10 protein-coding genes, 1 tRNA gene and 1 pseudogene are annotated in these 12,690 nt (G+C 67.4%); 9 read left to right on the top strand and 3 right to left on the bottom strand.

Annotated features, from left to right (window positions below):
* A partial coding sequence (locus ON21_RS20260) for an SIR2 family NAD-dependent protein deacylase (protein WP_039799838.1) occupies nucleotides 1-489 on the top strand: 489 nt, incomplete at its 5' end.
* Nucleotides 490-499: 10 nt separating this feature from the next.
* Here the strand turns inward: ON21_RS20260 and ON21_RS20255 are convergent.
* Both ON21_RS20255 and ON21_RS20250 read right to left on the bottom strand, forming a co-directional pair.
* Nucleotides 500-1,798, bottom strand: coding sequence for a D-arabinono-1,4-lactone oxidase (locus ON21_RS20255; protein ID WP_039799837.1), 1,299 nt, complete (start codon nucleotides 1,796-1,798; stop codon nucleotides 500-502).
* Nucleotides 1,799-1,852: 54 nt separating this feature from the next.
* Complete coding sequence (locus ON21_RS20250) at nucleotides 1,853-2,533, bottom strand: TetR/AcrR family transcriptional regulator (RefSeq protein WP_039799836.1); 681 nt, start codon at nucleotides 2,531-2,533, stop codon at nucleotides 1,853-1,855.
* Nucleotides 2,534-2,650: 117 nt separating this feature from the next.
* Between ON21_RS20250 and ON21_RS20245 the strand changes: the two genes are divergently transcribed.
* From ON21_RS20245 to ON21_RS20210, 8 genes and pseudogenes are all read left to right on the top strand, one after another.
* A complete protein-coding gene (locus ON21_RS20245; RefSeq protein ID WP_039799835.1) occupies nucleotides 2,651-4,150 on the top strand; it encodes an MFS transporter in 1,500 nt (499 codons plus the stop codon).
* Between the two features lie 736 nt (nucleotides 4,151-4,886).
* Complete coding sequence (locus tag ON21_RS20240) at nucleotides 4,887-5,249, top strand: DUF190 domain-containing protein (RefSeq protein ID WP_051021100.1); 363 nt, start codon at nucleotides 4,887-4,889, stop codon at nucleotides 5,247-5,249.
* A complete protein-coding gene (locus ON21_RS20235; protein WP_157170893.1) occupies nucleotides 5,246-5,542 on the top strand; it encodes a hypothetical protein in 297 nt (98 codons plus the stop codon). The genes ON21_RS20240 and ON21_RS20235 overlap by 4 nt, the downstream gene beginning before the upstream one ends.
* A gap of 47 nt (nucleotides 5,543-5,589) precedes the next feature.
* On the top strand, nucleotides 5,590-7,233 hold the full coding sequence (pgm, locus tag ON21_RS20230) for a phosphoglucomutase (alpha-D-glucose-1,6-bisphosphate-dependent) (protein ID WP_039799834.1): 1,644 nt from the start codon (nucleotides 5,590-5,592) through the stop codon (nucleotides 7,231-7,233).
* Nucleotides 7,223-8,401: pseudogene (locus tag ON21_RS20225) on the top strand (MFS transporter); the annotation flags it as partial. The gene pgm and the pseudogene ON21_RS20225, both read left to right, overlap by 11 nt.
* 481 nt (nucleotides 8,402-8,882) lie before the next feature.
* Nucleotides 8,883-9,620: a DsbA family protein gene (locus ON21_RS20220; RefSeq protein WP_039799833.1), complete on the top strand. Its 738-nt coding sequence runs from the start codon at nucleotides 8,883-8,885 to the stop codon at nucleotides 9,618-9,620.
* Nucleotides 9,621-10,329: 709 nt separating this feature from the next.
* Nucleotides 10,330-10,402: transfer RNA gene (locus ON21_RS20215), tRNA-Ala, on the top strand.
* A gap of 281 nt (nucleotides 10,403-10,683) precedes the next feature.
* Nucleotides 10,684-11,157 carry a DUF488 domain-containing protein gene (locus ON21_RS20210; RefSeq protein WP_039799831.1) on the top strand — a complete coding sequence of 158 codons (474 nt, stop codon included), beginning with the start codon at nucleotides 10,684-10,686 and terminating at the stop codon, nucleotides 11,155-11,157.
* Here ON21_RS20210 and ON21_RS20205 read toward each other — a convergent pair.
* Nucleotides 11,154-11,549: a DUF8757 domain-containing protein gene (locus ON21_RS20205; RefSeq protein ID WP_051021094.1), complete on the bottom strand. Its 396-nt coding sequence runs from the start codon at nucleotides 11,547-11,549 to the stop codon at nucleotides 11,154-11,156. The genes ON21_RS20210 and ON21_RS20205 overlap by 4 nt on opposite strands.
* Between the last annotated feature and the right edge of the window lie 1,141 nt (nucleotides 11,550-12,690).

The following is a 12,690-nucleotide window of genomic DNA, read 5'->3' as shown; positions in this document are numbered from 1 at the left end:
CGAGCGGTCACCATCATCACCCAGAACATCGATCGCCTCCATCAGCGGGCCGGGTCCTCGCCGGATCGGGTGATCGAGATCCACGGCAACATGTTCGAAGTGGTCTGCATCGAATGCGACTACCAGACCTCGATGTCCGCCACCTTGGAGCGAGTGGCCGGAGGAGAACCCGACCCGCCGTGTCCCGACTGCGGTGGCATCCTCAAGGCCGCCACCGTGATGTTCGGTCAGCAGATGGACCGCCGCACCATGACCAAGGCCGCGCTCACCGCGGAGACGAGCGAGATCTTCCTGGCCATCGGAACGTCGTTGCAGGTCGAGCCCGCCGCGTCGATGTGCTCCATCGCCGTACGCGCGGGCGCGGATCTGGTCATCGTGAACGCCGAGCCGACGCCGTACGACGCGATGGCCACCGAGATCATCCGCGAACCCATCGGCACGGCCGTGCCCCGTCTGGTCGCGGAGCTGCTCGCCGAACGATCGGAGTGAAGCGCCGGGTTCAGCCGACCGGGCCGAGTACCCGGTCGAGGTAGGAATTGGCGAAACGCCCTTTCGGGTCGAAACGGCGGCGCACCTCGGCGAAGCGATCCCAGTCGGGATAGCGGCCGCGCAGCGTCGCGGCGGTCTGGAAGTGCCGTTTGCCCCAATGCGGGCGGCCTTGGTAGCGGTCGAAAACCGCCTCGCAGGCGCGGAAGTACGGCTCGAAGTCCATGCCCCGGTACTGGTGCACCGCGATGTAGCAGGTGTCGCGGCCGCAGGCCGGGGAGAGGAAGGCGTCGTCGGGCGCGACCCACCGCACCTCGATGGGCATCGGGGTGTCGAATCGGGTGGACAGTTGCTTGATCTCGCGAATCGCGTCGACGGAGTGCTCGCGGGGGATCGCGTACTCCATCTCGGTGAAACGGATCAGGCGCGGCGACGCGAACACTCGGTAGGAGCGGTCCACCTGACGCCGGTAGCTGCCCGCGTGGGCGGCGCCGCGCTGGATCAACGGGAGCAGCCGCGGTTGTCTGCGGCTCAGTCCGCACAGCGCGTCGAACAGGTGGTTGGACAACAGGATGTCGGTGAACCAGTCCACCGCTTTGGGGCGCGGCTGCTCGGGCAGGGACACGCGGTTGTTGCGCTTGGTCATGGCCAGCGGACTGTGCGCGAACATGTAGAACTCGAAATGCTCGTTGCCGTCGACGAACGAATCCAGATCGGCGAGCACGTCCTCCACCGGAATCGGTCGCTCGATGCCCTCCAGTACGAAGGACGGCACCATTCGCAGCGTCACGGCGGTGACGACGCCGAGCGCGCCGATGCCGACCCGCGCCGCGCGCCAACCGTCGGGATCGGTCTGCTCGTTCAGTTCCACCCGGGTTCCGTCGGCCTGCATCAGTTCCATCGAATGCACTGCGGCGGAAAGGTTCTGCAAAGTCGCCCCGGTGCCGTGGGTGGCGGTGGCGATGGCGCCCGCGACGGTCTGCACGTCGATGTCGCCAAGGTTGGGGAAGGCGAGGCCGTGCTCGTGCAGGGCGGTGCTTGCGGCGTTCAGGCTGATGCCCGCCTCCACGCGGACCAGTCCGTTCGCCCGGTCGACATCGAGCACGCGGTTCAGTTCCGCCAAGCTCAGCAGGGTTCCGTCGGTCAGGACGGCGTCGGTGAACGAATGGCCGGTGCCTGCGACGCGCACGGTCCGGTCGTCGGCTTCGGCGTCGGCGAGCAGGCCGGCCAGTTCGTCGACGGAGCGCGGCGTGGCGTGCAGCGCGGGGGCGCACCGTTGATCGCCGGCCCAGTTCACCCACGAGTTGGTCATGCGTCCAACTCTACGGGAGTGCGTGTGACCCGCGCTACTTACCCTTCGATTTCGCTACCGCTTGCGCCAGCTACAGGTCAGCTGCTGCTTGGCTTGCTCGACCTCGTCATCGCTCAGCGGGGGGACGTCGAGATGCCTGCGCGGTGTGTTGTCGCCGCGCAGGCCGTTCAACATGATGGCCATATACCGCTGCCACACGTCGGGATTCACCGGCTTGGCGAACTCGGCGAGCCCGTCGACCATGTGCACCAGGGCGAAGAAGTCGGAGGGTTCGATGCCGTCGGCGAGCACGCCCGCGTCGCGCGCGCGTGCGCAGATGGCGTTCACTCTGGGCTTGATGCGATCGCGCACGACCGCGAAGCGATCGGTCTCGTCGTCCTCGAGTTCGAGCATGACTTCGCTGAACCCGCGATTCGTGGCCATGTGCCGACACGCGTATTCGAAGAACTCGACGAGTCCGAACCAGGGATCAGGATGCCGGTAGGCGGCGTCGGCCGCGTCGGCGAAATCGTTCAGGTTCTGGTCGAAGACCTCGACGATCAGTTCCTTCTTGTTCGCGAAGCGGCGATACACCGTGCCGACACCCACACCGGCGCGCTCGGCCACGTCGTCGAGGGTGATCTCGAGTCCGTGGTCGGCGAACAGTTCCCGCGCCGCGGCGATGATGCGCTGCTGGTTGCGCGCGGCATCGGCCCGCAGACGCCGGGGTGGAGAGGCGACCGTGGCGTGATTCACACCTTCATTCTATCAACATCGGGGATTAACCGGAGGCGTTGTCTCCGTTATCGTGATAGCTTCTTCGGGTAAGCGGAGGAAGCTCCTCCGTATCATTGCTCGAGACAAAGGGTACACATGACTACCGCGATCGACCGCGGGGCCCCGGCCCCGGAGCGAACGGGAAGCGGGCGGCGCGGCTCGCACGCCCTGCGCTGGTGGGTGCTCGCCGTCCTCGGCGTCGCCCAGCTCATGGTCGTGCTGGACGCGACCGTGGTGAACATCGCGCTGCCGGCCGCCCAGCAGGACCTCGGCTTCAGCGATGCCGACCGCTCCTGGGTGGTCACCGGCTACGCGCTGGCGTTCGGCAGCCTGCTGCTGCTCGGCGGACGCCTGAGCGACCTGTTCGGCAGGCGCAACACCTTCATTATCGGTCTGGTCGGCTTCGCGGTCGCCTCCGCCGTCGGCGGCGCGGCCACCAGTTTCGAGATGCTCGTCGCGGCGCGCGTCGGACAGGGTGTCTTCGGCGCACTGCTGGCCCCCGCCGCGCTCTCGCTGCTCACCGTGACCTTCACCGAACCGTCCGAGCGGGCGAAGGCGTTCGGCATCTTCGGCGCCGTCGCGGGCACCGGCGGCGCGATCGGACTGCTGCTCGGCGGCGCGCTGACCGAATGGGCCTCGTGGCGCTGGGTGATGTTCGTCAACCTCGCCTTCGCCGCCGTCGCCCTGGTGGGCGCCGTGCTGCTGCTGGCCAAACACACGAGCACCGAGCGGCCCAAGCTCGACATCCCCGGCACGGTCGTGGTCACCGTGGGCCTGTTCGGCATCGTCTACGGGTTCTCGCACGCGGAATCGGACGGGTGGACCAACGGCGTCACCCTCGCGTTCCTGCTCGGCGGCGCGGCGCTGATCGCGGTGTTCGCCTGGCTGGAGACTCGGGTCGCGCACCCGCTGCTGCCGATGCGGATCGTGCTCGACCGGATGCGCGGCGCCTCCTACCTGACGGTCTTCGTCATGGGCATCGGGATGTTCGCGATCTTCCTTTTCCTCACCTACTACATGCAGCTGACCCTGGGCTACTCGCCGATCATGACCGGCGTGGCGTTCCTGCCGATGGTCGCCGCCATGGTGGTCTCCTCGACCACCGTTCCGTCGCTGCTGATGCCGAAACTCGGCCCGAAGGTCGTGGTAAGCGGCGGCTTCCTGGTCGCGGCGGCGGGCATGGCGTGGCTGACCAGGATCGGCTTGGACACCGGCTACGCCACCCACATCCTGCCTGCCTTGATCCTGCTCGGCCTCGGCCTCGGCGCTGCGATGTCGACCGCCTTCCAGGGCGCCACCTCGGGCGTGCACCACGAGGACGCGGGCGTGGCCTCGGCCATGATCAACACCAGCCAGCAGGTCGGCGGATCGATCGGCACCGCGCTGCTGAGCACCATCGCGGCGTCCGCGGCCACGGACTACCTGTCCACCCGCACGCCGGACCCGCTCACCATCGCCCAGTCCGCGATCGAGAGCTACACCACCAGTTTCTGGTGGGCCACGGCGATCTTCGTCGCGGGCGGCATCCTCACCGCGGTGCTCATGCCGAGCACGGCGCCGGTGCCCGCCGAGGGGGAGCCGGTGCTCGCCCACTGAACCGAGTGCGTCACCGCCGGTCCGGTTTCCGGCACAGCGGCCGCCGTGCCCGCGATTGCTCGCGGGGCGGCGGCCGTCGTCGTTCGTGGAGCCGCGAGATGTGCTCGCTCGCGAGCGAGGCGACGCACTCGCGACGGTGGGCATGCGGCAACGATGCTCAGCGATTGCCCATCGGTTGGTCCGCGAGTTCTAGTCCGGTGTGAGAACGGGTCTTTCCGCCGTAGGGCACGGCAACAATCCGGGGGTGCGGGTCGTACCGCTGAACGGCGTACCCGACACGCGGTCTTCGTCTGCCGCGCACGGGCAAAGCGCTCCCGAATCACCATCATTGGTGCAAAATACGAGGTAAGTAGATGTGGCGGGCTTTGCTGAACGCCATCGGCATTGCGCTCGATCCGGTCTCGTGCAGAGATGGGCGGTCTCCTACCCGGCGTACGCGGTAAATGTCGTGGGATGCTGCGCAATCGGAATCCCGATGATTCCGACCGCTGCGGTGTGGGTAGCCAAGAGGCTGCTGTGCACCCGTCTCGGTATCGGCGCACCCGGCGGTCGCACCACCTTCTCCACCCCACCCGCGGGGTTCGTAGACTCCTCGGACCGGCGCGGCACTTTCCGCGCTCGTCCGCATCGGGGGTGGCGGTGGCGTAGCCGGGGCGTCGGAGCCCGGCGCGGGCATGGCACGGTGAGTACCTGGTTCGGCTCGGCGATGGGAACGGCACGACGGAAGGGGGCAGGCATGAGTGGTTCGCAAGCGGGTGGCGTCACGGCGGGACGGTGGCGGCCCGCGGCACGGCTCACCGTGCTGCTCGACGAGGACGACAAATGGCGGCACACGCCCCTATATCACGAGATCGTGCGCCGGGCCAGGGACAGCGGCCTGGCAGGCGCCAGCGTGTGGCGCGGCATCGAGGGATACGGTGCGTCCGCGCATGTGCACACCACCCGGATCTTGGATATCGCCGACCATCTCCCGCTGATGCTGATGCTGGTCGACGAGCCGGAACGACTGCGCGCCTTCGTCGAGCGGAACGCCGAGCTGTTCACCTCGGTCAACGTCACATTGGCACCGGTGGACCAGTGGCAGGAAGGTGAGCGATGACCAGACCCCGTGGCGAGCCCGCCGCCCCGGCCGTTTCTCCCATAGGCCCCGCGGCACCAGCGGATTTCGCTTCGCCGATGCCGCCGGGCACGGCGGCCGTTACCATTGTCGGTTCGGCGCGGCTCGGCGATCTGAGCGGCGCGTCGGCGGGCGATCGACCGCTCGCCGCCGCGGAAGCTGGCTTCCGCACCGTGCCGACCACGTTCAGCATGTACGGCTGCGAGACGTTCCGGCTGGTGGCCGACGGGAACGTGGCCGCGGGGTCGGCGGTGGCCGGGCGGTCGTGGACATGATCCTGATGACGAGCCGGGCGCAGCCGATACGGAAGGGAGACCCGAGCATGGCCCACGATCGAGCCGGGCGTCCCGCACGTCCCACCGATCTGGAAGACATCGCACACCTGGTGACGGCGTACTACAGCCGTGTTCCGGACGCGGAGGATCCGGCCCAGCGGGTGACGTTCGGAACGTCGGGACATCGCGGCTCCAGCCTGGACGGCGCTTTCAACGAGGCGCACATCCTGGCGATCACCCAGTCGATCGTGGAGTACCGCGCCACCCGGGGCATCACCGGGCCGGTCTATCTGGCCAGGGACACGCACGCTCTGTCCGAGCCCGCTTGGACCACCGCACTGGAGGTGCTCGCCGCCAACGACGTCACCGCGGTGATCGACGCACGCGATCGCTACACCCCCACGCCCGCACTGAGTCACGCTGTGCTGCGCCACAATCGGGGCGGGACCAAGCATCAGGCCGACGGCATCGTGGTCACCCCGTCGCACAACCCGCCGCGCGACGGAGGCTTCAAATACAACCCGCCGCACGGCGGCCCGGCCGACAATACGGCCACCGACGCCATCGCCGCCCGCGCGAACGAACTGCTGCGCGACGGTCTCGACGGGGTCAAGCGGACCACGCTGGAGCGCGCGCTGGCCACCGGCGTTGAGCGCTACGACTACCTCGACCACTACATCGACGACCTGCCCAACGTGCTGAACCTGGACGCGATCCGCGGCGCGGGCATCCGCCTCGGCGCCGACCCGATGGGCGGCGCCAGCGTCGACTACTGGGAGGAGATCGGCCAGCGCTACGACCTCGAGCTCGAGGTCGTCAATCCCTTCGTGGACCCCACGTGGCGGTTCATGACGCTCGACAGCGACGGCAAGATCCGGATGGACCCGTCCTCCCGCTATGCGATGGCCTCGCTGATCGGGATCAAGGATGACTACGACATCTCCACCGGCAACGACGCCGACGCCGACCGGCACGGCATCGTCACGCCCGACGGCGGGCTGATGAATCCGAACCATTTCCTCGCGGTGGCCATCGAATACCTGGTCGCCAACCGGATGGGCTGGGACGCCCTGACCAAGATCGGCAAGACCGCGGTGACCTCGTCGATGATCGACCGGGTGGTCTCCGTGCTCGGCCGCGACGTGCACGAGGTGCCCGTGGGGTTCAAGTTCTTCGTTCCCGGATTGTTCAGCGGAAGCCTGGCCTTCGGCGGCGAGGAGAGCGCGGGCGCGTCGTTCCTGCGGATGGACGGCACGGTCTGGACCACCGACAAGGACGGCATCCTGCTCGCCCTGCTCGCCGGCGAGATCGCCGCGGTCACCGGACAGAGCCCGTGGGCGCGCTATGTCGAACTCGAACGCCGTTACGGCAGCCCCGCCTACGCGCGGATCGACGCGCCGGCCACCGCGGAACAGAAAGAGCTGCTCGCGAAGTTGACTCCGGACATGATCACCACGAAGGAGATCGCCGGGGAGCCGGTCACCGCCGTGCTCACCAGGGCGCGGGGCAACGGAGCGCCGCTCGGCGGCCTCAAGGTGACCACCGAGAACGCGTGGTTCGCCGCTCGCCCGTCCGGCACCGAGGACAAGTACAAGATCTACGCGGAGTCGTTCCACGGCCCGGAACACCTCGCCGAGGTGCAGACCGCCGCGGAGGAATTGGTGGGGCAGGCGCTGTCCGGTGACCGGTAGATCCAAGCCCCTGCCCACCGAGATCTGGGTGCTGGTCGGGGGCGCGTTCGTCATCGCCATCGGGTTCGGTCTGGTCGCCCCGGTGCTGCCGCAGTTCGCGCGCGGGTTCGGCGTCGGTGTGGCGGCCGCATCGGCGATCGTGTCCGCATTCGCCCTGATGCGGTTGCTGTTCGCCCCGCTCAGCGGGCGGCTGGTGCAGCGGCTGGGGGAGCGCTCGGTCTATCTCGGCGGGCTGCTGATCGTCGCGGTGTCCACGGGTGCCAGCGCGTTGGCGCAGAGCTATTGGCAGCTCATGCTGTTGCGGTCGCTCGGCGGCATCGGATCGACCATGTTCACCGTGTCGTCGCTGGCGCTGGTCATCCGGATGTCTCCGCCGGAGCAGCGCGGCCGGGTCTCCGGGTTGTGGTCGACCAGCTTCCTGGTCGGCTCGGTGAGCGGGCCGCTGGTGGGTGGCGCGTTGTCCGGACTCGGGCTGCGCTGGCCGTTCGTCATCTATGCCCTCGCGTTGCTCGCCGTGAGCGTGGTGGTGTACCTGAGCCTGCGGCATTCGGAGCTGGCCGCGCCGGAACCGGTCGGCGGAGTCCGCATGATGTCCTTCCGGGAGGGCTTGGCGCGGCCGGAGTACCGGGCGGTGCTGCTGTCGAACTTCGCCAATGGGGCCGCGGTGTTCGGTGTCCGGATGGCGTTGGTGCCGCTGCTCGTCGTCGAGGTGCTGCACCAGGCGCCGGGTATGGCCGGTGTCGCGTTGACGGTGTTCGCCGCGGGGAACGTCGCGGTGCTGTTCGCCTCGGGGCGATTGTCCGACCGGTGGGGGCGCAAACCGTTCGTGATCGTCGGCTCGCTGGTGTGCGCGGCGGGAACGGCGGGGCTCGGCCTGGCGACCGACCTTCCCTGGCTGCTTGCCACTTCGTTCCTGGCAGGCCTCGGGTCCGGCATGTTCACGCCGACCCAGCAGGCGGCCGTCGCCGACATCATCGGGCCCAAGGCGCGCGGCGGCCCGGTGCTGGCCGGTTTCCAGATGGCCGCCGACCTCGGCACCGTCATCGGGCCCGTCGCCGTGGGCGCGCTGGCGCAGCAGGTGTCCTACGAGCTCGCGCTCGGCGTGACCGGCGCGTTGCTCGCTGTCGCCGCGCTCGTCTGGGCCGTGGTTCCCGAGCCGTTGCGGCGGGGCAGTTCCGTTCCCTCGGAGATCCCGTACGAGCGTTCCGGCGGCGCAGAAGACACCGAGCGGGGCGCTGCTCGCGTGCTGAACGAGGTTTCCGGCGCGCCGATCCCCGACAGCCCGGTGCCGGTGGTGGTCGAGTCCGGCGACGTCCCGGGTGATCACGCAGAGAACGTAAAAGATCTCCGTGCGGTAGCCGGTCGTCGCGAGTCGACGACGAATGGCGTCAGGACGGCCGCGAAGTCCGAGGGGACGGTGAGCGGTGATCGTCGCGGTACGGCGGCCGATGCCGGGCCGGGGCGTACCGCGCCGGGCACCGCGGTCGTCGGAGCTGAACACTCGAGCGATCCGGGGCGTCCGATGTCCCGGGGCAAACATCCGCGGCCGGTACGGCGAACCCGCCGCAGGAGCTGAAGCGGGTGGCCGTCGAAGGTCGGATCAGTGGCCCGGCGGTGGGGGTGGCGGTTGGTTGCGGCAAAGTGTCGATGTGAGCGAATCGCGTTCGAAGTACACGCCCCGGCCGATGTCCAGTGCGACCACCTACGCGCTCGGTGCGGTCGCTCTCGTGTTGATCGTGTTGATCGTCATCGCGGCGATCCGCTGGGGGCAGGACGACGCGGCCGTCCGCAACGACGGCTACGGTTCGGTGCGGAACCCGGCGGTGCACTCGATGCTCGAGCAGAACGGTTCGATTCTGCTCGGCCGCCCGGACGCGAAGAAGACCATCGAGATCTTCGAGGACCCGCTGTGCCCCGGCTGCGGCAGCCTGGAGCGCATCTATGGCCAGGAGATCGCGCAGCAGATCGATGAGGGCGCGCTGGCCGTGCGCTACCGCCTGGTGAACTTCCTCGACGCCCGCTCCAGGAGCAAGGATTACTCCACCCGCGCCGTCGCGGCGAACCAGTGTGTCGCCGAGGCGGGCTCGGGCCCCGTCTACTCCAAGTTCCACACCGAACTGTTCACCACCAAGCGCCCCAGCGAAGGCGGCGCGGACCTGAGCAACGAGGAACTCGTCGCGATCGCGGGCGACGCCGGGGCCGCCGAACCCGTGCGGCAATGCATCGCCACCGGCGCCAAGGTCGACGCCGCCCGCAGCAGTGCCATGGCGCAGACGGCGGCGCTCGCCGCGGCGCTCGGCGGCTCCGCGGCCACGCCCGCGGTCTTCGACGGCACGACCAAGGTCGACACCAATGACGAGAACTGGGTGGTCTCGCTCACTCGGTGAGCAGCGGATGGCTGTTGCGCCTTTCCCGGCCGGCGACAACCTCCGTGATTACTCTCACCGAGCGCGAATCCCGGCCTGGACACGGCACACCCAGCCTCGCTTCCTGGTGGATCCGGCCCTCCGGTGAACGGAAGGGCCGGAACGCCGACTCCACCAAATCGACGCCCCGGCCCACTCGACGGCGCGACCCGACATCCCCAGCCCCCGAGATCGCCGCGCGCCGAGCTTTCGGTTGGCCTGGGGCCGGGCAACGGCTCCACCTGCCGCCACCCGGCCCGCGCACTCGACAGCGCGATCCGGTCACCTGTGCCTTGACCGCGGCTCGAGATGTCTCATTGCCCCGCTACAGGACCGTATGCACCGCTGGGTAATTCGTATTCAGTCCCGGTCCGCGAGCCGTGCCGACCGATCGGCATATCCCTGTCCGGCACTGCTTCCGCCGCACCGTCACGTGCATCCGACCCCGAACGGGGCGACCGCTGGACGCTCGGAAACGAGCGGACCAGCAACCCCATCTGCTCCGCCCATCCCGAGCGCCCAACCGCCTACCGCCCGGTGCCCCTCACCATCCGAATTCTTCGAACACACGTTCGATAATAACCGGATCGGGAACGCATGTCACCCCCGGATGGAGGCGATTTGGTTGCCGACACACCGTTGGTGTAACTTCATTGAAGCGCGGCGGGGACGCCCGGAGCGCAACCGACCAGGGGCTATGGCGCAGCTGGTAGCGCACCACACTGGCAGTGTGGGGGTCAGGGGTTCGAGTCCCCTTAGCTCCACAGAAATAGCAGGTCAGGCCCGGTCTTAGACCGGGCCTGACCTTTTCTATTGGACCTGGCCTCGTTTACCCCCCGGTTTGGCCCTGAAAGTTTGTTGGTGATGGCTCTACCGTTGTGCTACCAGCGGAATGGTGGGACCTGATCCGGATGTATGGCCGGGACCGGGAGTCATTGTGGCAGGTCGGACTGGGCTGTGGTCGTGATTCGGGCGCGCACTTTGGGTCCATCGCGCTACATCGCAGTGGTTGGTGCACCAAGTGGTTGGTGCACCATAGGAACCTATGGGAGCCCCTGACACTGCCGCCGACTACGACGCCGCCGAAGGAACCCTCGTCAGTATCGGCTACGAGGGGAAAACCATCGATGATCTTGTCGCCCAGCTCGTCGAACAAAACGTCCGGGTGCTCGTCGATGTGCGCCTGACTCCGCTGAGCCGCAAACCTGGGTTGTCGAAGACGAAGCTCGCCGAGGCTCTTGCTGCGGTGGGCATCGGTTACGTCCACCACCGTGCACTCGGCAATCCGAAGAGCAATCGGGATGGTTTCCGCGCCGGTGAGCCAGAATCCCGCGCCCGGTATCACGACTTACTCGATAGTGCCGCTGCGACTGACGCTCTTGCGCACGTGTCCGAGCTTCTCGATGGTGGTGTGGTGGCGTTGCTGTGCTTCGAGCACGATCATGCCGAGTGCCATCGTGGCATGGTGGTGCATCGACTGCTCGAAGCCCGCCCCGACGCGGCGGTGGTACACGTCTAGAACAAGGCGAGTTCAGTCTTGGGGTACCAGACGCCGAGGACGGAGAAGGATCGGCGGTGCTGGTTCTGGTTGCCGACGTAGAAGTGGACATCGCGGTCAGGTGAGAGCATTGTGTCGCGCCACTTCTCGAGGAGCATCTCGTGCGCTCGTAGGGCGCCGTGGGACTTCAGCCGGCGTCGGCCGGCTCGTCCTGCCTCCCAGTCGAGCACTTTCTGGTCGTGGCCGCGGCATTTCGACGATTCGCAGCGGTACTCGTATCGCACAGCGAATGGTGCAGGTTCCAGCGGTCTGAGCGAGGTGCCGAACAGATCCGGAGCCGACGACTTGTCAATCTTCGCCCGCTCCGCTGCGGACCAGGGATCTCCGGCGACGACGCTGACTTCGACGTTCATCCTGCGCCGCTGCCAATGCTGCCCGCGCGCAGGCGGAAGCCCAGCGGGAGACCGCGGAGGCCATACGTGCACTTGGGGCGTTGTCAGCACGAAGCGCAGTCTGTACGAAGCAGACCAGCTCGCAACGGGATCGCGACCCCAGCAGATCTGGCGGGACCTCGCGGGACGAGTGGTGCTCACTCCGGTCCTCATGTGCCCGTCGGATAGGCCGTCGATGTTCCTTCGGCTGCGGGATCAGGTTGTCGGCCAGGCGACTTCGTCGATCGCGAACCACGGTGCCGTCGCGACGACGGTGGGGGTCATATCGGTAATCGTGCCACCAACTGGCCGAAGACATGCAGGCGGTGTGGCTGTTGATCGCGGGCTGACCGGGCGGGACCGTCGGGCTCTGGTCATGTGGCTTCCGGAGTGGGTAGGCAGATGATGTACTCGGCCATCGGGTGGGGTCGGTCGGTTAGGAGAGTTCGTCCACACTCGCCTCGGAAGTAGTAGTGGACCGTTTCGCCGGGACGTGGCCTGGGCGAAGTCCTGGTGGGGGCATCATTGTGGACAGTCACAGCTTTTCCGCATACTTGCCAGCGCAAAATGAGAGGCGTCACATACGGTCGGGCGTCCGGGGGTTAGCCGGTAGTTCCTGGCCTCGCGTCGCCGGGTGGCTGCGGTAAAAAGACGGTTACACGTCTTCCTCTATCCGTCGAAATGCGGTAGGGGTAATTTCTGCTCGAAGATACCGGTGGGTCGGTTCGAACTCTCGCCGCTTCGCCGCGAAAGTAAGGCATGAGCTGCCCATTCTCGATCGCGAATCCATTGCTGTTCCCTGGGTAAGTGTAGAGGATCGTTCGCTATCGATGAACTGGATGCCGAGGCGTCTGGGATGCGGTTGGCTTCGGGCACGAATGCTCGTGTGGGAGTTTGTTTCCCGCGACAGGACGGCAGAAAATTAGCCTCCCCGTAGCTGCCTGCTGAAGGGGCTGAGCCACAGGATCTGCTGAATTGCGCCACCCATTTTGCGGGTGTAGAGATGAAAGAACTGGTGGCGGCGTCATTGCACTGCAGTGCGGCGGTCGATGACGGACAGTGATTCGATAGACGTTTCGTTGATATCGGAGGAGCTGTGTTTGCGGGTTCGTAGTGTCGAATC

Source organism: Nocardia araoensis NBRC 100135, from assembly GCF_000308435.1.
In the GTDB taxonomy this organism is placed as follows: Bacteria; Actinomycetota; Actinomycetes; order Mycobacteriales; family Mycobacteriaceae; genus Nocardia; species Nocardia araoensis.
This window is presented reverse-complemented; position numbering and strand designations above follow the sequence as displayed.